The sequence below is a fragment of the Variovorax sp. LjRoot290 genome (assembly GCF_964253985.1).
Classification (GTDB): Bacteria; Pseudomonadota; Gammaproteobacteria; order Burkholderiales; family Burkholderiaceae_C; genus Variovorax.
The window spans coordinates 3229837-3256520 of sequence record NZ_CAXURW020000001.1 but is presented as its reverse complement, the minus strand read 5'-3'; the positions used below and the strand labels follow the sequence as shown (position 1 = coordinate 3256520).

Here is a 26684-nt window from a genome sequence, read left to right as displayed (position 1 = left end):
TCATCACTTCACGGGACCAGGTCGTTCCGCGTGTCGTAGGGCATCTCCGGGAACAGTCCCGGCACCAGCGTGTGAGGCATGAACATCACGCCCGGCGCGCTGCCGGAGATTTCGCGACCTGATCCTTGCCGATCGTTCTGGTCGCGCCCGACTTGTTCTCGACGACGAACGGCTGTTCGAAAGCCTGCCCCTGGCGATCGGCAAGATTGTGGGTGGGCCATCGGATCCCAAGGGCTGCCCGCGGTGGACGGCACGATGATGCGCACCGGCTTCGCGGGTCAGGCAGGCGTCTCGGTTCGTCCGATCCCTGCGGTTCGTGCGATGACGAGGGAGTCATCTCCGTTCCGCATCGCAGCAGATCAGCGTTCGCCGCGATCGAGCACCCAGGGCATCTTTTCCCACAGTGAGCACTTGTGGAACTCTGCAAACTGTGCGACAGGCGAGGCTTGGCTCCGTCCGCCCGGCCGCAGCGACATCAACGATCCGTCCGCGATCAATCGGGGCCACGCCGCCTGGCCGGGAACCTCCGGGTTGAAGTTTCTGGCGAAAGCGGCCCAGTAGCGGGTCATCTCCTTCGACAACTGCCATTGCGCTTCGGTAAACCGTGAGGAGGAGAGCTGCATGTGAGGCGAATCGGCCCACGTGAACGGAGTATCAAGACCATGTGACGCGCGAAACTCATAGCCGGGCGGCGTCGAGGGTGCCGGTGGGTTTGGATCCTCGAACTGGTAATAGAAAGTGGGCGTTTGCCGCGCGAGATGTCTCGCCAGCGCCAGGTTGGTGCAGCCGCCGAGACCGCGCATTCCGCTGTCGGTAATGAAGTCGCCGATGACGTAGGGCAGCGCGTACTGACCCGAGTATTTGTCCGCTGGATACGCTGCCAGCAACGCTGGGGCACGGTCAGCCCCGACGAGCCGGGTTACCCAGGCCGCGTACGCCTGGGCCGTGAAGTTGGCGAAAGCCGTGCCGGAACTACGACCTTCTTCGCGCGTGCTGCCCAGCAATACAGGCACCGCCCGCCATTCGCCTGCCGCGATCGCGTCGATCGCAGGCTTGCGGTGGAAGCCTTTGGGATCGACATGTGGATTCCAGGCGCCGCCGGCAGTCACCAACTCGCCGGCGCTCTTGGAGCGCAAGCAGGTCACGACATTCCCCGGGTTCGCGCATCCAAGCTTGGCTGCAAAGGCTGCCGCGCGCGCCTCCGACTCCGCGACCGTGTCGACGTCCCGCAAGCAATCATCACTGGAAATAATCGCCGCATGAAGAAGCCCAGCGGTACCAGGGTTGACAAGGAGCGCGCAAACATTGGTTGCTCCCGACGAGGTTCCTCCCAACGTAACCTTGTTGGGATTGCCGCCGAATGCGCCGATGTTGCGTTGAACCCATTCGAGCGCTGCTTTGATGTCGAGCAATGCATAGTTCCCCGCCAGGCGATCCTTGGCCTGCTGGGCGAGCGCGGGATGATTCAAGAAGCCGAGTGATCCGAGGCGGTGATTGATGGCAACAACCACAACCCGGTTTTCTGCCGCCATGCGAGCACCTTCGATCTGGACTGCGCCGCCGACCGTATTGGCCCCGCCGTGAACATACACAAGTACGGGGAGCGATGCGCCCGAAGCAGTGCCTGCGGGACGATAGAGGTTGAGATAAAGGCAGTCCTCGTTCTCCGTTCGACCGATGACCGGGGAACCACCCGTCTGCGGGCAACTAGGTCCCACGACCGTCCCGTCTCGTACGCCCTGCCAGGAAGCGGCTCTTTCGGGCGGGGCCCAACGCAGACTTCCCATTGGCGGCGCCGCGAAAGGCAGTCCGAGGAACACCTCCGCGTTTCCGTTTGCAAGGCCTTTGACGCTGCCGTTCTCGGTCGTTACCGTTGTTGCGGTCGAGCGGCCTGCGTCGGCTGCGACCCCGGCCGTGTACGCGCAGCCAATCTGTGCAAGGGCCGCGGCGCTCATGGCAATCCAGAGAGCTAGCGAGAATGGACGATGGTTCATGATGGACTCATGGTTCGTGAATTAAAAGCCCGGCGCTTTCATTCATCTCGCGGCAAGCGGCATGCTACGCCGCCGAAAAGCGAATCGGGTCTTTCGGGGTTGGCAGCGTGGTGCTCGGCGACAGTGCCCTTGAGGTGGTTAACGCCGCGAGCCGGGCACCGCGGCCGAAGTCGCGCAAGCACGCGGCGCGCACGGTGACGGCCAATGAGCGGACGCGCGAGCGATTGATGTTGAAGGGGTACTCGGTCGCGGCGCGACCGAGGGCCCGGTGCCGTAGAGCTGGCAGCAATCGACACCCGTGCGAGCCTCGATCTCGGCGGCCACTTGGCGAGGCCCCTGGGAGCAGGGTACGGTGCCGTTGATGACCGGCAGCGTGCGCTGCAGGACGACAGGCATGATCCCGCGGGTACCGCACCAAGTCGGTGTGGTGCTGTGGGTCACACCTGTTCGCTGGCCAGCGCTACTTTGCAGAAGCGACGCCCTCCTCATTGGCAACTAAAGCTGTTCGCGCTTTCGAGGTCGGTCGCACCGGCCTTCAGGCGTGCGACTTGCGGATAGGGGCAGAGCGGCCGGGTACGCGCGGGCGACCAACTGGACGGTATGTCAGCGTTGGCAGCGCCGGCGGCATTGCCCGGGCCGCGCACCGTGGCAACCACCGAGTCAGGCGCCCGGCCTTTTTCCACCCAGTCGACCAGCGGCGTAAGCATGTCGAACTGGTCCGCGGCGGGGCCACCGGCGCAGTGGCCCATGCCGGGCACCCGGAAGAAACGCGCAAAGTCAGCGGCATTGCCATTGTTGGCGCTGCGCAGGTTCTCGTACCAGGTCGTGGTGTCATCGACCGAGAAGATGGGATCGCTGACGCCGTGATAGACCATCACCTTGGCGCCACGGTTTTTCAGGGTGCTCAGGTTGCTCGGCTGCACAGGCAGCATGAAGGACAGCGCGGACTCGAGGTAGGTGCTGCTGGTCGCCGCGATGGAAGCAAGCATGCTGTCGATCGATGTGGACGCCACGAAAGCCGGACCGTTGAAGCTTGCCGGATCGGCCGGCGGCGTGCTCCAGACCATGCCAACGGCGCCAGCGTCCAACCCCGCTGGCGCATTGAATTCCCATTGGGCGATGCCACTGCCCGAAAGGCCCGCGTCGAACGGGAAGCTGGAATAGAACTTGTTGCCCTTGCTGTCGGTTGCGCCGGAGAAAATGGGCGCGATGGCCGTCTTTTGTTCGGCCGACAGGCAGCTGCCGTCCCGCGCGCCGCTGCAGGTGGGCACGTCGCGGTTGAAGTCGAAGGCCTGCTGGCAGGCGGCCACGTCCTGGACCATACCGTCAGTCGCGCCGTCGAGCGCGTCGCACTTGGCAAGCACGGCCTTGGCGACCGTGGCGCGTTCCGCCGCGGTGAAGGCCGTGCTTAGGTCTGCCGGATCGGTCGCCACTTTCGCGTACTGCTTGGCGCCGAAGATATTGGCTGTGGCCGCCAGCGGCAGACGGTAACCCGGCGCGCCGGCCAGAAAGCCGTCGTACTGATCGGGCAGGCGGGTCGTGGCCACGAAGGTGTGGCGCCCCCCGTTGGAGCAGCCACCGAAGTAGGACCGGTCCGGCCCTTTGCCGTAGGCCGAGGCGATCAGCGATTTGGCCATGGGCGTGAGCTTAACCGCCGCGTTGTAACCGTAATCCAGCCGGGCCTGGGCGTCGATGCCAAAAGTGGGCCCCAGCGAGCCGATGTGGCCGGCGTCGGAGCTGATGACGGCAAAGCCCATCTTCAGTGGGTTGGTGAAGGCCGGTGCGCTGCCGCCGATCGCCCCGGTGGCCGTGCCAACGCTACCGTCCAGGCCGCCGTTGGCCTGGTAGAAGAAGCGGCCGTTCCAGTCATTGGGCATGCGCATCTCGAAGCCGATGGCGTAGCTCTTGCCGTCCTGCGGGCTGGTGCGGCGATACATCTCGCCTTTCACCTGGCAGTGCGCGCCCACGGGGCTGCCCGCCACCGTCAGCGTGCCCGCGACCACCGGAGTGGCCGAGGTGACGGTGGTATTGGGAAACGAGAACTTGCTGGCCAGATCGGCACAGGCGCCGAGTGGCGCGCCTGAGGCCGCGGCCAGCTGAGGCAGCGACGCGCTGCCGCTGGCCGCGGGCAGCAGGGGCAGCCCGTCGCTGCCACCGCCGCCGCAGCCGGCGATCAGGGCCGCACAGGCGGCGGCAATCCAATGGGGCGCCGTCCCGGCGGGGCGGGCAGGACAGTGGCCATTCGGAATCTTCGTCATGGGTTTCTCCGTGCGCCCGTCAAGACCGGCGAGGTGTAGTGAATGAAAGAGTCATACGTTGAAGGCTTGGCCAGCTACGGCGGCCCCGAGCCATGCGTGCACGCTCGTCGGGGACCGCCAGCCAGGAAGCAGTCGCTGCTCCGGTGGACGGGCCCCAGCCTCCGTGCCAAGGGCGGGAGAGGATGTCTGGTCATCGATGTCTCCGAACTTTGTTGAGGTCCCACAGGCACCGCGATGACGTTTTGGACCACGCACTTGACGGTGGGTCGGTCGCGCGCCGCACAGCCCGATCGCCCGTTGGATCAGATCTACTTATTGTTAATGTACTTAATGATCATGATTTGCGAACACTAGTGGTTTCCCGAGCAGTCTCACACTAAAGTGAGTAAGTAGATTTACGATCAGGCGACCCAAACCTGTCCTCACCGACCCAGTCGGTAGACTCGACGCGATGAAGACCGAAGAGACCCTCACGCCGCAGGGCGCCCTCACAGAGGGAGGCATGCATGACCTGTTGGGATACCAACTGGCCCAGGCCGCGATCCTTACCAGCGAGGCCTTCACTCGCACGGTCGGCGAGCCGCTTGGCCTGCGGAAGGTCGAGTTCACCATCCTGCAGCTCGTCCGAGCAAACACACCGGTGACCGCCGCCCGCGTCGCCAAGTCACTGGCGGTGACAACCCCCGGCGTCAAGGTGTGGCTTGACCAGCTGGAGCAACGCGGACTCATCGCGCGCGAGCGCGGCTCCGTGGATCGACGCACCCAGGATCTGCGTATCACCCGTAAAGGTGATGCGCTCGTCTCAAGGGCCCTCACGACACTGCTCGAGGCCGATCGAGAGATCGTGAGGGACCTGACCGAGGCAGAGCGGCTCATGCTCCTCCAATTGCTGCAAAAGGTCGCTCACAGGCGCAAGGGATGAGAGCTGACGGACGCGGGTGAGGACGCCGCAGCCGAGTTGCTTCAGCCGCACGCGCACGCCGCGACCTGCCGCATCGCGCAGTGCACGGAGGAACTGGTGCCCGATCTCGTCGTCGGCGACAAGGTAGTACTGCGCGTCGATCGAAGCCTGCGCTCGCCATGCCAGGTCGATGCGCGCGTTGAAGGCCGCCTCGCCCGAGGGCAGCAGGCGAAAGCCCGAGAGCTGAGGCTCGCTCGCCGGCAGCGTCGCTGTCGCTGCGCGCCAGGACCGTGTCAGACTCGTCAGCGACCGCGAACTGAGGCAGCGCGGGCTGGTGCGCCGGCAGGCTCGTGCAGCCGGCGAGCAGAGCGAGAACGCAGGCGAGCGAGCGCGACAGCAGCAAGTCAAACGGGTATTGGAGCGACTTGATCCGCATCCATCGACAACTCCCAATTTGGCCTGCCCGCAGTGCAGGCTGTTGTTCCGCTCGAGAAGTCTTACGACGATGCCCATCCAGGCGGCCTCAAGCAGGCATCTGCATCCGCTTGCGCAAGCTCTTGTCGAACGCCGACGTCGGCACGAACCGTCTGAGCAGACTGACCGTTGTGGCGTCACGACCAGCCGTGTACCGCAGGCGCGGCTTCGCGGCGGTGGCGGCGGTGACGACTGTCCCGGCCACCACTTCCGGCGGGTCGGCTTTCGCTACCTCATTGCGCAACACGGCTTCGGCGTTCGCTCGTCCCACTGCGTAGTGCTCGCTCTTCTGGTCGGCTGTCAGCGCGTTGCTCTCGAAGGTGGTGCGGGTGTAGCCAGGTTCGACGAGAACGACCCTGATCCCGCAGACTCTGACCTCGTGGTCCAGCGCCTGCGAATAGCCTTCCACCGCGTGTTTGCTGGATGAATACAGCCCCATGAAAGGCGAGGGAATCAGGCCCATCACCGAGCTGATGTTGACGATGCGTCCTGACCGCCGCTGGCGCATCAACGGCAGGACCGCCTTTGTCATGCGGATCACGCCGAAAAGATTGACGTCGAAGATTGACTTAGCCTGTTCGAGCGAAGACTCCTCCGTAGCCCCCACCAACCCGACTCCTGCGTTGTTGACCAGGAGATCGATGCGGCCGGCCTTGGCCAGCACCTCGCGCACCGCGGCGTCGACCTCCAGGTCGTTAGTCACATCGCATGCCACATAGTCGATGCCGGGCATCTTCGTCGCCGGAAGCTTCCGGTAGGTCCCGAACACTCGGTACCCCGCGGCGTGAAGCGCGCCGGCGGTCGCTGCACCAATGCCTGCCGTCGCCCCGGTGACGATCGCCACGGGCCGCTGTTGCTGTTTCTGATTTGTTGACATTGCTATCTCACTTTCCATTTGAATTTGACCGTACGGGGAACGCTGAGGCGTGCTCTGAACGCCGAATCGAGATGTCTGGCGAACTTGCGAATGACCGAACTCGGCCGCTAAGGCGGCCTCTGTATCAGCCCTTCAAGAACGAACTCGAAGTGCTGGCTGAACAGCTCGGGAAAGCTTGTCAGAGAGTCAGGCGCTACATGAGGACTGATTGCGTGTCGATGCAAGCACATGACGATGAGCGGAGAAACCAATGCATACACCACGACGTCCGGATCCACACGACGGAATTCGCCGCGAGCAATGCCTCGCAAAACAAGCCGGGACACGAGGCGACGCACCGGCTCGATCAGATCGCGCGACCACAAGTCCGCCAGTTCCGGGAAGCTGCGTACCTCCGTGCAGACCAGTTTCAGTATTCCGCCTGCATCCCCTTCCATGAGCGCCGATCGCCAGGCCGTCAGGGCGTCCCGTAGCAACTCGCCGCTTGCCACGTCGTCCTCGGCCTCACGCTCCCCGATGCCGACATGAGATGCGAAGCCGTCCGCAATCAGCCTCTTGAGCAGGTCATCCTTGCTCGCGAAGTAGAGGTACAGCGTTGCCTTGGAAACGCCGGCGCGTGCGGCGATGTCTTCTGCCCTCGACCCGGCGAAGCCTTTCTCGACAAACAGCGCGAGTGCCGCGTCCAAGAGCTCTCGAGGCCGTGCCTCTTTGCGGCGGCGACCCGTGGCGTTGGCGCGACCGTGCATCGGACCCATCCCGGTCCTCAGGCGACGGCCGTCGCGGGTGCCGTCGTCGGCCCCATGGCGGAACTTTCACGCCGGACGCGGAACCAGGCGGCGTACAGCGCCGGCACGAAGACGAGGGTGAGCGCCGTGGCCACGACGAGGCCGCCCATGATCGAGATGGCCATCGGTCCCCAGAAGACGCTGTGCGTGAGCGGGATCATGGCCAGCACCGCGGCGGCGGCGGTCAGCACCACGGGGCGTGAGCGTCGCACCGTCGCATCGACGATGGCGGCCCAAGGCGCAACGCCGCGCGCGATGTCCTGGTCGATCTGGTCGACCAGGATGATCGAGTTGCGCATGATCATCCCGCTCAGCGCGATCACGCCCAGCAGCGCGACGAAGCCGAATGGCGCCTGGAAGAGCAGCAGCGCCGGCACCACCCCGATAAGCGCCAGCGGTGCCGTCATGAACACCATGAACAGGCGTGAAAAGCTCTGCAACTGGATCATCAGCAGCGTCAACATCACCGCGAACATCGCCGGGAACACCGCGAACAGCGCTTCGTTGGCCTTGTCGCTCTCCTCGATCGCGCCGCCTTCCTCGATGCGGTAACCCGCGGGCAAGCTGTCGACGATGGGTTGCAGCGACGGGCGGATCTGCGCCGTGGCGTAAGGACCCTGCACGCCGTCGACGACGTCACTGCGCACGGTGAGCACCATGTCGCGGTTGCGTCGCCACAGCACTGGCTCTTCGAAGCTCGGCTCCACGCGGGCCAACTGCGACAGCGGAACGGTCACGCCGCTGCGCGTGAACACTTGCAGGTCGCTCAGTTGACCGATGCTCTTGCGCTCCTCAGGTGTCGCTCGCACGACCACGTCGACGAGCTCTTCGCCGCGACGGATCTGTGTCACGGGCGCGCCGTCCAGCGCGGTCTGCACCAGGCCTTGGATGTCGGCCGTGGACAGGCCCAGCAGCCGTGCCTTGTCCTGATCGACGTGGACCTGCATCGAGCGGACCTGCTCGTTCCAGTCCAGCTGCGTGTCGCGCACCAGCGCGTTCTGGCGCACCGTGTCGCGCACCCGATACGCGATCTCCCGCACCTGCGCCTTGTCGGGGCCGATAACGCGGAACTGGACTGGGAAGCCCACCGGCGGGCCGAACTCCAGGCGTTGAACGCGCGCCTGGACGTCGGGCAGAGCCTCGTCCTTGTCGAAGAGCTCCATCAGCCGTGCGCGGACGCGTTCGCGCTGTTCAATGCCCGCCGTCTTGATGACGAACTGTGCGAACCCCGGATTGGGGAGTTCCGGCTGGATCGAAAGATAGAAGCGCGGCGTGCCGGCGCCGGTGTAGGCGGTGAAGAATTCGATGTCAGGGTCCTTCGCCAGTCGCGCTTCGAGCAGCTTCACCTGGCGCTCGGTGGCGGCGAACGACGCCCCCTCGCGCAGTCGCAGGTCCACCAGGAGTTCCGGCCGCGATGCGGTGGGGAAGAACTGCTGCTGCACCGTTAGCATGCCGGCTCCGGCGATCGCGAAGACCAGCACCGTGATGCCCAGCACCCAGGCCCGGTGCTGCACCGCCCAATCGATGACGGCACGCAGCCGGTGGTAAACGGGCCGGTCGTAGACGTCATGGTGCGTGCCGGCGGCCAGGTTCTTTGGCAACAGAAGCACGCCTAGGTACGGCGTGAAGATCACGGCCACCAGCCACGACAGGATCAGCGCCACCCCGACGACCCAGAAGATGCCGCCCGCGTACTGGCCGGCGATCGACTTGGCGAAACCCACCGGCATGAAGCCGGCGGCCGTGACCAGCGTGCCGGTCAGCATCGGAAACGCCGTGGACGTGTAGGCATAGGTGGCCGCGTGCAACCGGTCCCAGCCTTCCTCGAGCTTCACCACCATCATCTCCACCGCGATGATGGCGTCGTCGACCAACAAGCCCAGCGCGATGATCAGCGCGCCCAGCGAGATGCGGTCCAGGGCCCAGCCGGCCGCGTACATGACGGCCGCCACCAGCCCGAGCACCAGCGGTACCGAAGCGGCCACCACGATGCCGGTGCGCCAGCCCAGGAACAGGAAGGACACGGCGAGCACGATGGCCAGCGCCTCCAGGAACGAGCGCTCGAACTCCCAGACCGATTCCTCCACCACGCGCGGCTGGTCGGCGTACTGCTGGATCTCCACGCCCGCCGGCAGTTCCTGCCGCACCTGCGCCATCCGCTGTTCGAGCGCGTGCCCGAAGTCCAGCACATTGCCGTTGGCCTGCATCGTCACGCCGATGGCCAGCACCGGAACGCCGTTGTGTCGGATGGACATGCTGGGCGGATCCTCGTAACCGGCGCGCACGGTCGCGATGTCCGCCAGCCGCAGCAGCTGGCCGCCGACTTCGAGCGTGACGTTGGCGACGTCCGCGGTGCTGCGCAACCCGCCGTCCACCCGCACCTGCACACGGTCGTGGGTGGCATCGGCCGAGCCGGCCGGGATCACCAGGTTCTGCCGCGCCAGCGCGTCGAACACCGCGGTCGGCGCGATGCCCAACGCGGCCAGCCGCCGCGTCGACAGCTCCACGTACACGCGCTCGGCCTGCTTGCCCAGCACGTCGACCTTGGCGGCGCCGGGCACGGCCTGGATGCGCCGCTTCACGTCTTCGGTGACCGCCAACAGCTCGGCCATCGAGAGCTCGGGCGCGCTCAGCGCGTAGAGCACGCTGTAGCGGTCGTTGTACTCGTCGTTGAAGAAGGGCCCGCGCACGCCCTCGGGGAGCTCCTGCCGCATGTCGCCGATCTTCTTGCGCACCTGGTACCAGGCGTTGTCCAGGTCCGCCTTGCTGCTGCCGCCCTTCATCCACAGCGTGATGCCGCCGTAGCCCTGGCGCGCGAAGCTGCGCACGTATTCAAAGTGCTCCAGCTCCTGCAGCCGGCGCTCGATGCGGTTGAGCACCTGGTCCTGCACGTCCTGCGCGGTGGCGCCGGGCCACACGACGATGGCCGTCATCTGCGGCACGTCGAAGTTGGGGTCCTCGAGGCGGCCCAGCCGGCTAAAGGACATGACGCCGACGATGAGCGTCGCGATGATCAGGAACAGCACCATCGGCTGGTGCGTGACGGCCCATTCCGAGAGGTTGAAGCGTTTCATGAGCTGCTCTTGGCGACTGTGGCGGTCGGTGCGGCTTCGGGTGCGGCTTCGGGTGCGCGCTCGATAGCGCGCACGGCGGTGGCCGCGTCAAGCTTCTGGGCCCCGACGCTCACGACCCGACTACCGACAGCGAGGCCCGTGACACGCACCGAGGCGTCGCCGTTCGACACCACCTCGACAGGGGCGAAGACGAGGCCAGAGCCCTTGTCATTCAGCACCCAGACGCCTGCCGGTCCGCTGCCCTTCACCAGTGCAGTGACTGGAAGCACCGCGGTCGCAGAGCCGGCGGACGGTCCCGACAGGTTCAACTGCATGGTGCTGCCCAGAGGCAGGGCGGCAACCTGGGCGCGCGACTCCGGGGCCGCAGCGTAGCGCACGCGAAAGGTCCGGCCCTGCGCGCTGGCCAGTGGAGACACCTCACGCAGCACCAGCCGCAGCGACGACTTCGTGTCGTCCCACGGCGTGGCCGTGGCGGCTAGAGTGCGGACACGGCCCACCCAGTCCTCCGGAAGGTCGGCGACGATCTCGCGCTCGCCTTCTCGGGCCAGCGACAGCACCGCCTGGCCTTCGGCCACCACCTGGCCACGCTCGAAGCGCAGCGCGGTGATCACGCCGGCATACGGCGCCACGAGCGTTGTGTAGCCGTCCCGATTGCGCGCCAAGTCGAGCTGGCGGCGCGCCTGCTCGAGCCGGGCCGCGGCAGCGTCGGCGCGCGCTTTCTGGCGCTCGTGGTCGGCAGCGCCCACCGAGCCATCGGCCAACAGCCGCCGCAAGCGCGCCTCGTCGGACGCGGCTTGCTGCGCGTCCACGGATGCCGCCTGCACCTGGTCGGCGGCGGCGCTCACGGCCAGCCGAAGGTCGGCCGGATCGAGCCGCGCCAGCACCTGGCCGGCTTTCACGACGTCGCCCACGTCGACCAGCCGCTCGACCACCTTGCCGCCTGTGCGGAATCCCAGTTCGGTCTCGACACGGGCCCGGACGACCGAGTTGAACGTGCGGATCTGCGCGGATGAGGCCTGCGTCACGGTGGTCACGAAGACCGGCTTGACGACGGCGGCGGGGGCGGGCGGTTCGTTGCAGCCGGCCAGCAGCGCGCTGGCGGCGACAACAGTGGCGAGCGATACGGCGGAAAGGGGCCTGTTCACTGGGGTGTCCTTGCGGTAAGAGGAGTTGGGGCAGTGCCGAGCTGCGCAGGGGCGAGTCCACCGCCCAGCGCCTTGTAGAGCTGCACGTCGGCCAGCACGCGCTGAAGCCGGCTGTCCGACAGCGCGAGTTCGCTGGCGAACACCGAGCGTTGCACGTCGAGCAGCACCAGCAGGTCGACCTGACCTTCGTGATGCAGCGAGCTGGCGCGCTGCAGCGAGCGGCGGCGGTGGTCGACGGTGCGTTCGAGCGCGGCGTGGCGTTGGGACTCCTGCGTGCGCACGAGCAGGCTGTCCTCGACCTCCTGCACGGCCACCAGCACCGACTTTTGCCAGGCCAGCAGCGCTTCCTCGGCCCGCGCCGATTGCGCGCGAATGCCGGCGTCGATGCGGCCGGCATTGAATACCGGCGCGGCAAAGGCCAGCGCGACGCTCGAGAAGTGCACCGGCGCGAGATCGAGCGCGTTCAGCCGCAGATCCTGGCGGCCGAGCAGGGCGCTCAGGAAGAGCTTGGGCCACCACTGGGCGCGTGCCTCGGCGCCGCGCAGCGCCTCGGCCGCCACGCGCGCCTCGGCAGCGATCAGGTCGGGCCGGCGCCTCAGCAGTTCGCTCGGCTGGCCGGTGCCGATCTCGCGCGCCGCAGGCCACGCAAAGCCGGCGTTCTCGTCGACGACGCGGGTCGACGGGCTGCGTCCGAGCAGCACGGCCAGCCGCGTCTGCGAGACGCCGGCCAGAGTGCGCAACGGGGGTACCTGCGCGTCGAGGGCGTCGGCCTCGGCCCGCGCACGGTCCAGGTCGAAAGCGCTGGCCTCGCCTTCGCGCAGGCGGCTCTCGACCCGGGCGGCGGTCTCGCGCTGGGACGCCGCCAGCGCGTGCACGATGCGCAGCCGCTCCTCGGCGCCGCGCAGCACGAAGTACTGCCGCGCGACCTCGCTGGCCACCAGCAGCCGCGCACCTTCCACACCGGCGGCTGCGCCGGCCGCGTCGGCCTGCGCCGCGTCGCGCGCTGCACGCACGCCACCGGCGAGGTCGAGCTCCCAGGCGACATCGACTCCGACGCGCAGCGCACGGGTGTCGGGCATGCCTTGCTTGACGGGCTCGGGCAACCCGCTTTCGCTGCGGGATGCGGAAGCCTGCACGCCCACCGTGGGCCACAGACGCGAGCCCTGCGCATCGGCACCCGCGCGAGCTTGAGCGACACGCTGCAGCGCGATCGCGACGTCCTGGTTGGCAGCCAAGGCCTCGTTGACCAGCCGCGCCAGCGTCGGGTCGCCGTAGCCGTCCCACCAGGCGCCATCGAGGGCGTGGGCGGCCGCGGCAGCCGGTCCGGCCTGCGTGAATGCGGCGGCCAGCGGCACCGAAGGCCCCGGGGGCTGCACGGGCGCTACCGAGCAGGCCGAGAGGAGCGCCAGCGCCGCGGCGGCGGGAACGACGCGGGCCAGTCGGGCAGGAGGGATGAGAGGTTTCATATACTGTACGTCCTGGTCCACTAATTGTAGTGGGCTATACTGGACTGTCAAGTACATAAAAGTAGACGATGCCCAACACCAAGGACGATGTCGCTCCCCCGCCGCGTCGCGGCCGGCCGCGCGACCCCGAGCGCGTGCGGCGCATCATGGAAGCGGCGCACGGCCACTTCAATGCGCACGGTCTGGAGCGGGCCAGCGTCGACGCCATAGCCGCAGACGCCGGCGTCTCGAAGATGACCATCTACAGCCACTTCGGGTCGAAGGAAGGGCTGTTCGAGGCGGCGATTCGCGATCGCACAGACCGAGTGATGGGCGGGGTCGCAAGCGTCGAAGCGCTGGACCCGACGCAGCCTCACAAGGCGCTGCTGTCCGTCGGAGAGCAGTTCCTCGCGCTGGCGCGCGAAGAGGGCGTGCTGGGCCAGTTTCGCTTGATCTATGGAGCCGCCGCGGTGCAGCGCGAGGCGTGCTTGGTGTTTTACAGGCAGGGTCCCGAGAGGTTGATCGATGACCTGGCGGTTTATCTGCGCCGCGCCGATGCGGCCGGCGCGCTGAACATCCGGCACCCGCGCCAAGCTGCGGACTTGTTCCTGTCGATGTTCCTCGGCGACGGCCACATCCGGGGGCTCATGATGCTCGACATGCCCGATGCGCGTGAGAACAGGGTGCTGCTGCGGGAAGCGGTGCGGGTGTTCATCGCGGGCTACGCGAAAACAACGTGACGTGCCCTTTCTGACGAGGCACGGCCGCGGCTCGACGTTCAGCCCTTGCCGTCGGTCGTGAGGTCTGCCGTTTCCGGTTCTTCTCCTGCATGAAGTCGATGAACGTTCGCGGCTTGCCCGGCATTGGAGCGCGGTGCGGGTAGTACAGGTTAAACGTGTCGGCCGGCGCACAGTGCCGGTCCAACAGCGCCAGCAACTCGCCGCGCCGTATGGCCTCCTCGGCAAACTGGCGAAACACGAACGCCAGTCCGACGTCCTGACGCGCGGCTTCGAGGACGCAGCGCATGTCGCTGTGACACGGTCAGCTCGTCCAGGAAGTAATCGTGTGCAAGAAGCCGTTGGCTGAGAAGCGCTTTGGAGCGCTCAGCCGCGTGCGCGCAAATGGCGCATTGGAAGAATCTCGTAGCATGCACCGCCTGCTTTCACCATGGGATCCTGGGAGGTCAAGGCCGTGATTTCTTGATCGTCGCCGATTTGATAGAGCGACATGCCCCACCCGCCGGCCGGATCGTCTACCGGACCGTGCGCAATGACAAGGCCTTTGTCGAGAAGATCGTTGAGGAACGCGCCATGCCGCTTCATCAGGTCACCTTCGTCTGGCGTCATCGTCGTAAGAAAGTCCGAGCGCGGGGGCAGGAACTTGCACAGGTAGTACTTCATGAGGATTTCCTTTGCGGCACCATGGTGCCGAACGTTGACTATTGATCTTTCATCCAGCGCCAACTTCCCTTTGCGCCGCACCAGCGACGCCGCCGTTACTCGGCCTCAATTCTTTGCGCAGAATCTTTCCTACTGCGGATTTGGGCAAAGCCTCCAGGAACGTAATGTGGCGCGGCACCTTGTAGGCCGCGAGGAGCCTGCGGCAGTGCGCTTGCAATTGCTCGGCCTGCAAACCCGGCGCGCGGCCGACTACAAACAGGTGGGGCGCCTCTGCCGTGCGCTCGTCCGGCACCCCGACGCATGCGCATTCGAGCACGTCCGGGTGCATGGCGACGACACCCTCGATCTCGTTGGGATAGACGTTGAAGCCGGAGACCAGGATCATGTCTTTCTTGCGGTCGACGATGTACATCAAGCCTTGCGCATCCATCGTGACCACATCGCCGGTGCGAAACCAGCCGTCGTGCGTGAATGACATGCGTGTCTCGTCCTCGCGGTTCCAGTAACCCGCGAAGAGCTGCGGGCCCTTGATCAGCAACTCACCGGGCGTGCCGAGCGGAACCGGCTCGCCCGCATCGTTAACGATCAGAACGTCGGTGGAGGGTACCGGCGCACCGATCGTGCCGTTGCGGCCAGGCGCATTGAAGGTAACACTGGGCGATGTTTCAGTGAGCCCATAGGCCTCGGTGATGGGCGGGCCGCCGGCCTCTACCCACTTGGCGGCAACGGCCGCCTGGATCGAGGCGCCGGCGCCGATGACCACGTTGCAGCGGGAGAAGTCGATGCCGCTCAGCTCGGGCAATGTCACCATTGCATTGAACATCGTGTTCACGCCGATCAGCATGTCGAAGGGAGCCCGCTTTAGTTCTGCGCAAAGCGCCTGGGTGTCGCGCGGATTGACCACCAGGCGGTTATGGGCGCCACTTGCAAGGGCAGTCAATGTCATGCCGAGCGGAAAGATGTGATAGAGCGGCAGTGGCGTCACGATCTCGAACTTGTCGATGTCGAGTGCCAGTCCCAGCCACGACCGCATCTGCAGCGAGCTGGCCAGCACGCCGCGATGCGTCAGGCACGCACCCTTGGAAACGCCCGTAGTGCCGCCGGTGTACTGCAGGAAGGCCAGGTCGGAGGGGCGGACATGCTCGCCGGCGAAGTCGGCGTCTGCCAGCGAGGAGGTGGCGTCGCGCAAGCTGACGACTTGGGGACCAGGGCTCGCAGCCGCTGCATCCAACTCGCCGGCCGTCGCGAACAGTGTCTGCTTCACCTCTCGCATCGGCACGGTCAAGACATACCGAAGCTGTGTCTGATCGAGAACCTCGTTGACGAGACCCATGAACGACTCGGCAGCCACCAGTGCGGACGCCCCTGAATCGGCCAGCTGGTACGCCAGCTCGCGCGCCGTGTAGAGCGGATTCATGGTCACCCCCACCATGCCCGCGCGCAGGATGGCCGCCAATGCCACGGGGTAAATGAGGTTGTTGTGCAGCAGGAGGGCCACCCTGTCGCCCCGCTTGAGCCCGGACGCTTGCAGGGACCGCGCGAGCAGCGCCGACGCATGCTCCACCTGGGCGAAAGTCAGCGATTCGCCAGCGCAGGTCACGGCCGTCCTGGCGGCGTACCTCGTGAACGCGCGTTCCAACAAGGTGACGAGGGTTTCACGTTCGTCAAGGATGACGTCGTGGGGAAGCCCTGCCGGGTAGGAGGCATGCCAGAGTCGGTGTTCCATGTGATTTCCCTCGTGTTGCCGGGACTCAGGACAGGGCTTCGCGAACGAATTCCATTCGGTCCTGTCCAAAAAACATCTGATCGCCGACGAAGAGCGTGGGCGCGCCGAATACGCCCCGCTCGATCGCTTCTTGCGTCGTGGCCTTCAGCGCGGCCTTGGTCTCGGGATCCTGCGTCAGACGCTCGATCTCGGCTGGATCAAATCCGCCTTCGGTCAGGATGCGGGCCGTGAGTTGCGCGTCGTTCAGGTTGAGCGCGTCGATCCAGAGCGCCTTGAACACGCAGCCGAGCAGCTGCTGCAGCTGCTCGGGGCGACGTAGCTGAATTCCGGTGACCGCGCGCATGAGGAACAGCGTGATGATCGGAAAGTGCGGATTTCCCTTGAAGGGAACGCCGTATCGCCGCGCGTGGCGCTCGTAGTCCATCTGCGTATACCGCCCCTTGACGGGGATCGTGGCCGGCGAGGCATTGCCGGTGGCCTGGTAGACGCCGCCGAGCAGCATCGGTCGGTAGACGAGGTCGGCGCCATGGCTGGCGCACAAGCCCGGCAACTGCGTCCACGCCAGGTAGGACGACGGGCTGCCGACGTCGAAGAAAAAATCAACTGACTTGCGCATTCAATGCTTCCTTTGAGTAAACGGACGTTTGATGAACGAAAGCTATGTGATTGTGCGACTCCCGTCAACAGGGGTTTCACTGCGCACCGCTTTTATTGACAAACGATCGTTAAGTTATTAACGTGCGCTGACTTAGCGGACGTTTTAGTAAACGATCGTAATTACAAAATCCGGAGACAACATGCTGGCATCAATGCAGAACCACCCGCTCCTGATCTCATCGCTAGTCACCTTCGCGGAGCGCCACCATCGGGACGGAGAGATCGTGTCGCGCCGAGTGGAGGGAGACCTTCACCGCTGCACGTGGCGCGACGTGGCTGCTCGTTCGCGTCAGGTTGCCCGGGCGTTGGACGCGCAGGGCCTGCAGTTCTCCGACCGCGTCGCGACTCTGGCCTGGAACGGGTACCGGCACCTCGAGCTGTACTTCGGTGTGTCCGGCTCCGGTCGGGTGCTGCACACCATCAACCCGAAGCTGCCCGCCGAGCAGCTCATCTGGATCGCCAACCATGCAGAGGACCGGGTCCTGTGCTTCGATGTGAGCTTTCTGCCGCTGGTGCAGGCGATTCATTCGAAGTGCTCGACGATCCTGCACTACGTCGCATTGTGCGACGACGCCCACCTGCCGGCAGACAGCGGCCTGCCTGGTCTGGTCAGCTACGAGAGCTGGATCGGCCGGCAGCCGGCCGACTACGAGTGGCCGGTATTCGACGAGAACTCGGCGTCCAGCATGTGCTACACGAGCGGAACCACGGGCAAGCCCAAGGCGGCTGTCTACAGTCACCGCTCCACGATCCTGCACGCCTATGCCGTGGCACTTCCTGACGGATTCAACCTGTCGGCCACCGACAGCGTCCTTCCGGTGGTTCCGATGTTCCACGTCAATGCCTGGGGCATTCCCTACAGCGCTGCGCTGACCGGCTGCAAGCTGGTGCTTCCCGGGCCGGCCATGGACGGCAAGTCGATCCACGACATGATCGAGAACGAGCAGGTCACTTGCGCCGCCGGTGTTCCCACGATCTGGCAGATGCTGCTGGCGCACGTGACCTCCGGCGATCTGCGCTTCTCGACGCTGAACCGAACGGTCATCGGCGGAGCCGCGTGCTCGGGGGCGATGCTCGAGCGTTTCCACCACCTGGGGGTGGACGTCCTGCATGCCTGGGGAATGACGGAAACAAGCCCTTGCGGCACGCTCGGCGCGTTGAAACGCAAACACCTGGCGCTGCCGGCGGAAGAGCGCGCACGCGTTCGCCTCAAGCAGGGGCGCAGCGCTTATGGCGTCGACATGCGCGTCGTCGGGTCGGACGGGGAAGAGATCGCGTGGGACGGCAAGACCTTCGGCGACCTGCAGGTCAAGGGACACTGGGTCATCCAGGAGTACTTCAAGGGGGAGGGCGGCGACCCGCTGGACGGCGACGGCTGGTTCCGCACGGGGGACGTGGCGACGATCGACGAAGACGGCTACCTGCAGATCACCGATCGCACCAAGGACGTGATCAAGTCGGGCGGTGAGTGGATCAGCTCGATCGCGATCGAGAACATCGCGATGTCGCATCCTGCGGTCCACATGGCCGCCTGCATCGGGGTCCCGCATCCCAAGTGGGACGAGCGCCCGATCATCGTGGTCGTCAAGCGGCCCGGCATGGAGGTCGCGGCGGCGAACCTGATCGGGTTCTACGAGGACAAGGTCGCCAAGTGGCAGCGTCCCGACGACGTGATCTTCGTCGACGCCATCCCGCTCGGAGCGACGGGCAAGATGCTCAAGAACAAGCTGCGCGAGATGCTGCGGGACTACGTGCTGCCGGTGTCAGCGTAGCGACCAAGCGATATTTCACACCACTGGAGCCCTGCCATGAACCAAGACATCTTCATCTGTTCCCCGGTCCGAACCGCCATCGCAAGCTTCGGCGGCTCATTCAAGGGAACGCCCGCCGCGGCGCTGGGTGCGCACGCCATTGCGGCCGCCGTTCGTCGCGCGGGCCTCGACCCGGCCCGCGTCGACGCCGTTGTCATGGGCAACGTGGTGCAGGCCGGCAATGGCATGAACGTTGCGCGGCAGGCAGCGGTCCTTGCCCGCCTGCCGGTGAGCGTGCCGGCGATGACCGTGAACCGCGTCTGCGGCTCGGGCGCCCAGGCTGTGGCGACGGCCTATGCGGAGATCGCCGCCGGGCTGGCCCGCGTCGCGGTCGCAGGCGGCATGGAGAACATGGATCGGGCGCCGTACCTGCTGCCCGGCATGCGGTTCGGCACGCGCATGGGCCACGCGGAAACCATCGATGCGCTCCTGACCGACGGCCTTCAAGACGCCTTCTCCGGCAAGCACTCCGGCTGGCACACCGAAGACCTCGTGGCCAAGTTCGAGATCCGCCGCGAGGCCCAGGACGCGTTCGCGGCGCAGAGCCAGCAGCGCTTCGTGAGCGCGCAGGCAGCCGGGCACTTCCAGGACGAGATCGAGCCATTCGCGTTCGACACGCCGAAGAGCCGCTCGAGCTTTGCTGCCGACGAATCGCCGCGGCCGGACACGACCGCCGAGACGCTGGCCCGGCTCAAGCCGGCATTTCGTCCGGACGGGACGATCACGGCGGGCAACGCGCCCGGCATCAACGCCGGTGCCGCCGCGATGATCGTGTGCGATGCGGCTGCCGCCCGTGACCTGCGCCTCGAGCCCATGCTGGCAATCCGCGGCGTCGGCGTTGCTGCGGTCGAGCCCGGGTTCTTCGGCCTCGGCCCGCTGCCGGCGATCCGGCAGGCGCTGGACCGTGCCGGGTGGAAGGTGGGTGACGTCGATCGATTCGAGGTCAACGAGGCTTTTGCGGCGATCGCGATGGCCGTGCGCGACGAACTGAAGATCGACCCTGACAAGTTCAATGTCGACGGCGGCGCGATTGCGCACGGGCATCCGATTGGCGCAACGGGGGCGATCCTCGTCACCAAGGTCGCACATGCCTTGAAGCGGACCGGCGAGAAGCGGGCGGTCGTTTCGCTGTGTATCGGTGGGGGTCAGGGCATCGCGCTGTGCGTGGAGCGGGCCTGAAGCAATCGTGTGAGCGCATCGTGATGACCCGGAAAAGCTGCGCGGTCGATCCTGTTGGCCACGCTATGACTGCTAACGACCAAGCCTCGCGTCCTGTTGCGCGGTGGGCACTGCAGTTCCCCTCGCTGCACGCCGACGGCGGCCTCTATGTCTTCCCCTGCGACGAACGGGGCAACGTGCCGCTCGACGACCTCGGCCGGCGCGCCCTGTTGGAGTACCTGTTCGCCCGGCACATGGTGGGCCGGACGCTCGCACGGCCGCGCGTGGTCGCCATCGCGGAACACTGAGCGACCGGAGGCACCGTCGTCGACGCCTTCTTGTAGGGCCTTATGGCACGGATTCAACAGTACCCACGACAGCGCCGGGCTTTGCCGCGGCCAGGCGCACGGGCACGAACTTGTGCAACGGCGTGTCTGCGATCGGGTCGCGGTGCGCCGCGTCGGTGAGCCAGTTCAGCGCCGGTCCGCGAAGCACGCGCCGGCCCGTCTCGTCCGGATGTGACTGGCCATAGCCGTGGGGAAGGATGACATGGCCGCGGCGCATCGAATCGGTGGCATGTACGCGAACCACGAGGCTGGCGTACCGGCTCTCCACCACCACACAACCCTGGTCCGCGACGCCGAGTTCCGCCAGGTCCTGTGGGTGGATGTACATGGCGCCGTCGGGGTCGGCACGCTTGGCGGCCGGGTCGCGCAGGATCTGGTTCGCGTTCTGCAGGCGCCGTTGCCCGGCCGAGAGCACGAAAGGAAGCTCGGGCGGCGGCATGAGTGAAGCCGGCTCGAGCCGGCGCATCCATTCGAGCATGCGCGGGACGGCGAGCCGCACCTTTCTGTCGGCATGCTCGACGAGGCTCCAGGTCTCGTCCGAGAGGCTGAACATCGCGCTCGAGCGCGACTCGACCACAGTACGGAACAGCAGTTCGGCGAGTACGGAAGCGGGTTGCGCCACGGGATTGACGCCGAGGGCCTGCGCGACCGCATCGCGGCGCTTCTTCGCAACCTCGTGGCAGTAGATCCACAGCGGCGCCGCCGCAGCGGTGCCGCCAGGCAAAGTGCGCCCAAGCGTCAGGTACAGCAGGTGGGGCGCGAGCCTCCTCATCCGTGGGTCAGCCGCCATCGTGGCGGCGAACGCCTTGCCGAAGGTGAGCGGATCGGAGGCCTTGCTTGCGAGCTCTTCGATCAGCTCCTCGGGCGGAAGCAGTCGCATCGCCCGCGCAAGACGCAGGTAGATCTCCGGCTCGGGCAGGGTGCCGGGCAGCGCCGGCAGCACCGGCGCGCGCACGTGGAAATAGTTCGCCGGGGCGTCGAAAGTGAAGAGGGTGAACTCGCACTTCTCGAACACCGAGGCGGCCGGCAGCACGTAGTCCGAGACGGCCGCAGTCTCCGTGAAGGCCACGTCGACCGTCACCAGGAGGTCGAGCTCGCGCAGCGCCTGCTTCAACGTCGCCGTGCCCGCCACGGTGTTGACCGGATTCGTGCTGTCCACCCAAAGCACCCGGATGCGCTCGGGATGGTCGGCGAGGATCGCCTCGGCCATGCGGTTGGGCGAGAGAAAGCCGCAGATCAGTTCGGCCCCCGTTGACGCATGCTGCACGCCCGGTGAGTTGCCGAGAAAGGGGCCCAGCCAGTCGTGCAGCCAGTTGGTGCCGCGGCGACCGAAGTTCCCGGTCATCAGGATCAGCAGCTTCTCGAAATAGGCGTTGAGGGTCGAGTTCAGGCCCTGTTGGACGCCCAGTTCGACGCGCACCACCATCGCGCGGGCTTCGATCACCATCTGCACCAAGCACTCGAAGTCGTCGGCAGTAACATCTGCGGCGGCCAACCACTGCGCGATGGGTATCGATGCCAAGGCGGCCTTCACCTCGTCGACGCCCAGCGCGTGGGTGACGAGGAACTCCTCGTCGAAAGCGCGCCTGCGATGCAGTTCCGCCAGCAAGGCGCCCATGAGGAACGCATCGCTGCCAGGCCGAATTGCGAGGTGAAGGTCTGCAGCCTCGGCGCTCTCGGTGCGCCGCGGGTCGATCACGATCAGCTTGCGCGCCGGATCCTTGCGGATCTCGTTGAGGTGCTCGCGTGCATTGACGAAGCCGTGCGCAATCTTCGGATTCGTGCCGATGAGCAGCAGCAGGTCGCAGTGATGCACGTCCTCGGCAGTCCGGCACGCCTGGGAGCCGAACATATGGCCGTTCAGCCAAGCGTCGCCGGTCTTCTCCTGCGCCCAGGTGTGGAAAACGGTCCGGCAGCCCAGCGCTCGCAGGAACGTGCTGCTATAGAAGCCGCCCGCATGGTTGCCCTGGCCGCCCGAACCGCCGAGCGCGATGCAGCGGCCGCCGTGCGCCGCGACGGCGCTGCCCAGGCGCTCGGCGATCTCCTGGATGGCGGTCTCCCACGAGATCGGTTCGTGCGTGCCATCCGCACTGCGACGCAATGGTGTGGTCAGCCTGTCCCCGTGGTGAACGTAGTTCGGAATCGACTGCGCCTTGTTGCACAGGTAACCGCGCGTGCGAGGGTTGTCACGATCGCCGCGCACGCGCACGATGCGGGCCCCCGTGCCCGTGCCCTCGACGCCCAGCTCGAGACCGCAGTTGATGTAGCAGAGATTGCAGGCCGACTTGTGCCACGTCGGCTCCTGTGCGGGGTGGTCCATCCGATGCTCCCGACCTACGCGACCTCGAACAGCCCGGCGGCCCCCATGCAGGCGCCGATGCACATTGTTATGACGACGTAACGTGCGCTGCGCCGCTTGCCTTCGATCAGCGCATGTCCGACGAGGCGCGCGCCCGTCATGCCGTAGCGGCGCCCAATGGAAGATGCCGCACCCGTTGACATTGAGCAGTTCGGGATAGCTGATGACGCCGGTGTGCTTGTCGGCCACACCCATCGTCGTGGGGATCGGCACGATCTCCGCATCGGGGGCATCAGGCCTGAAGCGCACTGCCGATCGATGGTCTGGCCCGGCACGGTGAATGGCAGGCCGCCTGCAAGTGCGGAGAGTCGGCCCAGGTTCATGCCCGCCGTGCCACCGGCCATCGCAGTGCCGACGACGTCTTCGACCTCCTGCGAATCAATTTGCGCGCACTGCACCGCGTGTTGGACGACATGGCCCATGAGGCTGGGCGACTTGATGTTGTTCAGCGATCCGCGGAAGGCCTGGCCAATGCCGGTACGTGCGGTGGAAACGATGACAGCTTCTCTCATGGGGGTGCTCCGGATTGATCGGTGGCGGCCAGTAACAAAACGGTCGTTTATCAAACGAATCCTATGTTACGATCGAAGCCCTGTCAACAGGAATTCGGAGAGTTGCCTCATGCGCTATCCCAGCTCCCACAAGGAGGAAACCCGCAAGAAGCTCTTGGTCAGCGCCCGCGCCATCGCGAAAAAGGGCGGGTTTGGCACCACCGGAGTCGACGAACTCATGGCCAGCATCGGCCTGACAGGAGGCGCCTTCTACGGCCATTTCCCGAGCAAGGAGGCCCTGTTCGGCGAGGTTGTCGCTGCGGAAATCGCCAACAGCGGTGAAATGCTGGCGGGCGACGAGAACTCGCCGCCGGATCACGTGGCGCAACGTTTGCGCAGCTACCTGAGTTCCTACCACGCGCTGCATCCCGAAACTGGCTGTGCGCTTCCGGCCCTGGGCCCGGAAATCGCCCGCGCCGATCCGGGGGTGAAGGCCACCGTGGAGCACGGCCTGAAGCAGTTGCAGAAGAGCTGGGCGAGCCGTATCGGCAATCCTGACGCTGCGTGGGCACTCATCGCGCAATGCGTCGGCGCACTGGTGCTCGCGCGCTGCGTGGAATCGGAACGCACCCGCAAGGACATCCTCGCGTCGAGCCGGCGGTTCATCGACGAGACGCACGCACTGGATCCGGCACCCGCGTCGCGACGCAAGCGCGTAGCGCAATGAAGCCCCCGATGGCCGCGGGCTCGGTCGAACTGGGTGTGGGGCACGACGCGCGCACCCGGACGATCCGCATCACCGGCACCGTCCGCACCCCGCAATGAACGCCGCGACGCAGCGCGTGCAAGTCACGCGTGAGGAGCTTCTCGACGACGCGTTCATGGCGAAGGTCTATGCACAGCTCCCCGCCGACGCGCGGCTGCGCACAGTCGAGGAGCTGGAAGCTTCGATTGACACCATTCTGTCGCAGCACGAGCGCGACGCGGCCGTTCTTGTCTTCGGCTACGGATCGCTGATGTGGAACCCCGCGCTGAATCATGCGGACGTGCGACCGGCGAAAGTCCACGGTTGGCACCGCAGCTTCTGCCTGCGTTCAATCATCGGGCGCGGCTCGCCGGAGCGGCCCGGACTGATGCTCGCGCTCGACCGTGGCGGCGCATGCCATGGCATGCTGCTGCAGATCGACGCACGCAAGGTGCGCGACGAATTGCGGGTGCTTTGGAGAAGGGAGATGCTCACCGAGATCTACGAGCCCCGATGGGTGACGGCGCACATCTGCAGCGCACCGGTGCGCGCGATCACGTTCACCGTCAATCGTTCGCATCCTCGTTACACCAAGGGACTGCCGATCCAGGAAATGGCGCGGATGATCAACACGGGAGCGGGCAGCCTGGGGACTTGCCGCGAGTACTTCGACGCCACGGTCCAAAAACTCGCGGCGCTGGGCATCCGCGACGCCGGGATGGAGCGCCTGCGTGCCGCGGCAGGCTGAAGCCCCATCTTGCGGTCAAGCCATCATCGCCGGCGCGCGCAGTTCCTTGCGAAGGATCTTGCCCACGGTCGATTTCGGCAGGGCCTCAAGAAGGGTGATGTGGCGAGGCACCTTGTAGGGCGCCAGGAGCTTGCGGCAGTGAGATTCGATCTGGTCCTCCTGCAGCCCCGGCGAGCGACGCACGACGAACAGGTGAGGGGCATCGCCGGAGCGCTCGTCGGGCACGCCGACGCATGCGCACTCCAGCACGTCCGGGTGCAGCGCGACCACGCCCTCGATCTCGTTCGGGTACACGTTGAACCCGGACACCAGGACCATGTCCTTCTTGCGGTCGACGATGGTCATCAGTCCCTGCGCATCCATCGTGACGACGTCGCCCGTCCGAAACCAGCCATCGCTGGTAAATGCCTTGCGCGTTTCTTCTTCGCGCTTCCAGTAGCCGGCGAACACCTGCGGTCCCTTGATGAGCAACTCACCGGGCGTGCCCTGCACAACCGGGTCGCCCGCGTCCTCCACGATCAGCACGTCGGTGGAGGGCACCGGCACGCCGATGGTGCCGTTGCAGCCTGGCGGATTTAAGGTGGCGCTGGGCGACGTCTCCGTGAGCCCATAGGGTTCAGTGATCGGCGGCCCGCCCACCGCCTCCCACTTGCGCGCGACCGCCGCCTGGATCGAGGCGCCGGCGCCGATGACCATGCCACAACGCGAGAAGTCGACCGATGACAGTTCGGGCATGTTCACCATGCCGTTGAACATGGTGTTAACGCCAATCAGCACGTCGAAGGGTGCCCGGCGCAGCTCGGCGCACAAGGCCTTGATGTCGCGCGGATTCATGACAAGCCGGTTGTGTCCGCCGCTCACCAGGGCCATCAGCGCCATGCCGAGCGGGAAGATGTGGTACAGGGGCGGCGTGACCAGCTCGAAGTTCTGGATTTCGAGGTTCAGTCGCAACCAGGACTGCATCTGCAACGCACTCACGAGGACGTTGCGATGCGTGAGGCAGGCGCCCTTTGACACGCCGGTCGTGCCGCCTGTGTATTGCAGGAACGCGAGATCGGAGGGGCGCACCTGTGCGGCGCTAAAGCCGGCATCCCGCACCGATGCGATGGCGGCGTGCAGAGGTACGAGATGCACATCGGGGCCGCGGGCCCGAACCGGCTGATCACCGGCGGGCGCGAGCAGCGATCGCTTAACGTCCTGCATCGGCACGGTGATGACGTGCCGAACTTCTGTCCGCTCGAAGACTTCGGCGACGAGTCCTGTGACAGATCGGTGACCACCAGCGCGGCGGCGCCGGAATCCGCCAACTGGTACTCCACCTCACGAACTGTGTAGAGCGGGTTCATCGTCACCCCCACGAAGCCTGCGCGCGCTATTGCGGCCAAGGCGACGGGATAAAGGAGGTGATTCGGCAGCAGCAGGGCCACGCGGTCGCCGGGCTGTAGGCCCGCCGCCTGGAGGAATGTCGCAAATCGAGCCGACGCATGTCCGAGCTCGGCGAACGTCAGTGATTCGCCGTTGCAAGTCACGGCCGTCCTGGCGGCGTGCTTCGCGAAAGCGCCTTCGAGCAGGGTGACGAGGGTGTCGTGCTCGCCGTACACAAGGTCGCGAGGCAGTCCTGTCGGGTAGGAAGCATGCCAAATTCTTTGATCCACGTTGTCCCCTTTTTGGGTTCGCTCAGGACAGCAGCGCTTCGCGCACGAAGTCCATGCGGTCCTGGCCGAAGAACATCTGGTCGCCGACGAAGAGCGTGGGCGCGCCGAACACGCCGCGCTCGACCGCTTCTTGCGTCGTTGCCTTCAGCGCGGCCTTGGTCTCGGGATCCTGCTCCAGCCGCTCGATGTCGGCGGGGTCAAACCCACCGCTCTTCAGGACGTCGGCCGTGAGCTGCGCGTCGTTCAGGTTGAGCGCGTCGATCCAGAGCGCCTTGAACACGCAGCCGAGCAGTTGCTGCAGCTGCTCGGGGCGGTGCAGTTGAATCCCGGTGACAGCTCGCATGAGGAACAGAGTGATGACGGGAAAGTGCGGATTGCCTTGGAACGGGACGCCACCGGCGCGCGTGGCGCTCGTAGTCCATCTGCGTATAGCGCCCCTTGACGGGGATGGTGGCCGGAGAGGCGTTGCCGGTGGCCTGGTAGACGCCGCCGAGCAGCATCGGCCGGTAGACGAGGTCGGCGCCATGGCTGGCGCACAAACCAGGCAACTGCGTCCAAGCCAGGTAGGACGACGGACTACCGACATCGAAGAAAAAATCAACTGACTTGCGCATTCAGAGCTCCTTTAAGTTAA

At 66.0% G+C, this 26684-nt stretch carries 21 protein-coding genes and 4 pseudogenes; 8 read left to right on the top strand and 17 right to left on the bottom strand.

Features of this window, described 5'->3' with window-relative positions; genetic code table 11:
- Positions 1-359 precede the first annotated feature (359 nt).
- Together ACSQ9A_RS16175 and ACSQ9A_RS16170 are read right to left on the bottom strand one after the other, a co-directional pair.
- A complete protein-coding gene (locus ACSQ9A_RS16175; RefSeq protein ID WP_436304354.1) occupies positions 360-1994 on the bottom strand; it encodes a carboxylesterase/lipase family protein in 1635 nt (544 codons plus the stop codon).
- 485 nt (positions 1995-2479) lie between these two features.
- On the bottom strand, positions 2480-4252 hold the full coding sequence (locus ACSQ9A_RS16170) for a tannase/feruloyl esterase family alpha/beta hydrolase (RefSeq protein ID WP_436304353.1): 1773 nt from the start codon (positions 4250-4252) through the stop codon (positions 2480-2482).
- A 451-nt stretch (positions 4253-4703) separates the two neighbouring features.
- On the opposite strand from ACSQ9A_RS16170, the gene ACSQ9A_RS16165 reads away from it, so the two are divergent.
- Positions 4704-5174 (top strand): MarR family winged helix-turn-helix transcriptional regulator, encoded by a 471-nt coding sequence (locus ACSQ9A_RS16165; RefSeq protein WP_436304352.1) that lies wholly within the window; start codon positions 4704-4706, stop codon positions 5172-5174.
- A 502-nt stretch (positions 5175-5676) separates the two neighbouring features.
- Here ACSQ9A_RS16165 and ACSQ9A_RS16160 read toward each other — a convergent pair.
- The 5 genes from ACSQ9A_RS16160 to ACSQ9A_RS16140 form a co-directional block, all read right to left on the bottom strand.
- A complete protein-coding gene (locus ACSQ9A_RS16160; protein WP_436304351.1) occupies positions 5677-6504 on the bottom strand; it encodes an oxidoreductase in 828 nt (275 codons plus the stop codon).
- Between the two features lie 107 nt (positions 6505-6611).
- The gene (locus tag ACSQ9A_RS16155) at positions 6612-7190 is read right to left on the bottom strand and encodes a TetR/AcrR family transcriptional regulator (RefSeq protein WP_436304350.1); all 579 of its coding nucleotides are present in this window, start codon (positions 7188-7190) and stop codon (positions 6612-6614) included.
- A 77-nt stretch (positions 7191-7267) separates the two neighbouring features.
- A complete protein-coding gene (locus tag ACSQ9A_RS16150) occupies positions 7268-10363 on the bottom strand; it encodes an efflux RND transporter permease subunit (RefSeq protein WP_436304349.1) in 3096 nt (1031 codons plus the stop codon).
- Positions 10360-11508 (bottom strand): efflux RND transporter periplasmic adaptor subunit, encoded by a 1149-nt coding sequence (locus ACSQ9A_RS16145; RefSeq protein ID WP_436304348.1) that lies wholly within the window; start codon positions 11506-11508, stop codon positions 10360-10362. The genes ACSQ9A_RS16150 and ACSQ9A_RS16145 overlap by 4 nt, the downstream gene beginning before the upstream one ends.
- Positions 11505-12974: an efflux transporter outer membrane subunit gene (locus ACSQ9A_RS16140; RefSeq protein WP_436304347.1), complete on the bottom strand. Its 1470-nt coding sequence runs from the start codon at positions 12972-12974 to the stop codon at positions 11505-11507. Before ACSQ9A_RS16140 ends, ACSQ9A_RS16145 begins: the two co-directional genes overlap by 4 nt.
- A gap of 68 nt (positions 12975-13042) precedes the next feature.
- Between ACSQ9A_RS16140 and ACSQ9A_RS16135 the strand changes: the two genes are divergently transcribed.
- Complete coding sequence (locus ACSQ9A_RS16135; protein ID WP_436304346.1) at positions 13043-13693, top strand: TetR/AcrR family transcriptional regulator; 651 nt, start codon at positions 13043-13045, stop codon at positions 13691-13693.
- Here ACSQ9A_RS16135 and ACSQ9A_RS16130 read toward each other — a convergent pair.
- The 4 genes from ACSQ9A_RS16130 to ACSQ9A_RS16115 all read right to left on the bottom strand — a co-directional run bounded on the left by ACSQ9A_RS16130 (position 13665) and on the right by ACSQ9A_RS16115 (position 16695).
- Positions 13665-13979 carry a LysR substrate-binding domain-containing protein gene (locus tag ACSQ9A_RS16130; RefSeq protein WP_436304345.1) on the bottom strand — a complete coding sequence of 105 codons (315 nt, stop codon included), beginning with the start codon at positions 13977-13979 and terminating at the stop codon, positions 13665-13667. The two genes, ACSQ9A_RS16135 and ACSQ9A_RS16130, sit on opposite strands and share 29 nt — an antisense overlap.
- Positions 13980-14056: 77 nt before the next feature.
- The gene (locus tag ACSQ9A_RS16125; protein WP_436304344.1) at positions 14057-14353 is read right to left on the bottom strand and encodes a YciI family protein; all 297 of its coding nucleotides are present in this window, start codon (positions 14351-14353) and stop codon (positions 14057-14059) included.
- A gap of 49 nt (positions 14354-14402) precedes the next feature.
- Positions 14403-16079 carry an AMP-binding protein gene (locus ACSQ9A_RS16120; protein WP_436304343.1) on the bottom strand — a complete coding sequence of 559 codons (1677 nt, stop codon included), beginning with the start codon at positions 16077-16079 and terminating at the stop codon, positions 14403-14405.
- Between the two features lie 25 nt (positions 16080-16104).
- Positions 16105-16695 (bottom strand): 2-hydroxychromene-2-carboxylate isomerase, encoded by a 591-nt coding sequence (locus ACSQ9A_RS16115; protein WP_436304342.1) that lies wholly within the window; start codon positions 16693-16695, stop codon positions 16105-16107.
- Positions 16696-16876: 181 nt separating this feature from the next.
- Here ACSQ9A_RS16115 and ACSQ9A_RS16110 point away from each other — a divergent pair, with 181 nt between their 5' ends.
- The 3 genes from ACSQ9A_RS16110 to ACSQ9A_RS16100 all read left to right on the top strand — a co-directional run bounded on the left by ACSQ9A_RS16110 (position 16877) and on the right by ACSQ9A_RS16100 (position 20013).
- Complete coding sequence (locus ACSQ9A_RS16110) at positions 16877-18508, top strand: 3-(methylthio)propionyl-CoA ligase (RefSeq protein WP_436304341.1); 1632 nt, start codon at positions 16877-16879, stop codon at positions 18506-18508.
- Between the two features lie 36 nt (positions 18509-18544).
- Entirely contained in the window at positions 18545-19726 is a 1182-nt protein-coding gene (locus ACSQ9A_RS16105) for a thiolase family protein (protein WP_436304340.1), read from the top strand.
- A gap of 65 nt (positions 19727-19791) precedes the next feature.
- Entirely contained in the window at positions 19792-20013 is a 222-nt protein-coding gene (locus tag ACSQ9A_RS16100; RefSeq protein ID WP_436304339.1) for a hypothetical protein, read from the top strand.
- Between the two features lie 40 nt (positions 20014-20053).
- On the opposite strand, the gene ACSQ9A_RS16095 is transcribed toward ACSQ9A_RS16100, so the two are convergent.
- The 3 genes and pseudogenes from ACSQ9A_RS16095 to ACSQ9A_RS16085 form a co-directional block, all read right to left on the bottom strand.
- On the bottom strand, positions 20054-22372 hold the full coding sequence (locus tag ACSQ9A_RS16095; protein WP_436304338.1) for a molybdopterin-dependent oxidoreductase: 2319 nt from the start codon (positions 22370-22372) through the stop codon (positions 20054-20056).
- A gap of 14 nt (positions 22373-22386) precedes the next feature.
- A pseudogene (locus ACSQ9A_RS16090) lies at positions 22387-22545 on the bottom strand (acetyl-CoA C-acyltransferase); the annotation flags it as partial.
- A gap of 108 nt (positions 22546-22653) precedes the next feature.
- A pseudogene (locus tag ACSQ9A_RS16085) lies at positions 22654-22923 on the bottom strand (acetyl-CoA C-acyltransferase); the annotation flags it as partial.
- A 109-nt stretch (positions 22924-23032) separates the two neighbouring features.
- Between ACSQ9A_RS16085 and ACSQ9A_RS16080 the strand changes: the two are divergent.
- A complete protein-coding gene (locus tag ACSQ9A_RS16080) occupies positions 23033-23629 on the top strand; it encodes a TetR/AcrR family transcriptional regulator (RefSeq protein WP_436304337.1) in 597 nt (198 codons plus the stop codon).
- Between the two features lie 94 nt (positions 23630-23723).
- Complete coding sequence (locus ACSQ9A_RS16075; RefSeq protein ID WP_436304336.1) at positions 23724-24395, top strand: gamma-glutamylcyclotransferase; 672 nt, start codon at positions 23724-23726, stop codon at positions 24393-24395.
- Positions 24396-24410: 15 nt separating this feature from the next.
- Here the strand turns inward: ACSQ9A_RS16075 and ACSQ9A_RS16070 are convergent, their stop codons facing one another.
- A complete protein-coding gene (locus tag ACSQ9A_RS16070; RefSeq protein WP_436304335.1) occupies positions 24411-25598 on the bottom strand; it encodes an AMP-binding protein in 1188 nt (395 codons plus the stop codon).
- Here ACSQ9A_RS16070 and ACSQ9A_RS16065 point away from each other — a divergent pair.
- A complete protein-coding gene (locus ACSQ9A_RS16065) occupies positions 25524-25730 on the top strand; it encodes a hypothetical protein (RefSeq protein ID WP_436306383.1) in 207 nt (68 codons plus the stop codon). The two genes, ACSQ9A_RS16070 and ACSQ9A_RS16065, sit on opposite strands and share 75 nt — an antisense overlap.
- Positions 25731-25771: 41 nt before the next feature.
- Here the strand turns inward: ACSQ9A_RS16065 and ACSQ9A_RS16060 are convergent.
- A pseudogene (locus ACSQ9A_RS16060) lies at positions 25772-25924 on the bottom strand (AMP-binding protein); the annotation flags it as partial.
- Between the two features lie 148 nt (positions 25925-26072).
- Positions 26073-26664: pseudogene (locus ACSQ9A_RS16055) on the bottom strand (2-hydroxychromene-2-carboxylate isomerase).
- Positions 26665-26684 lie beyond the last annotated feature (20 nt).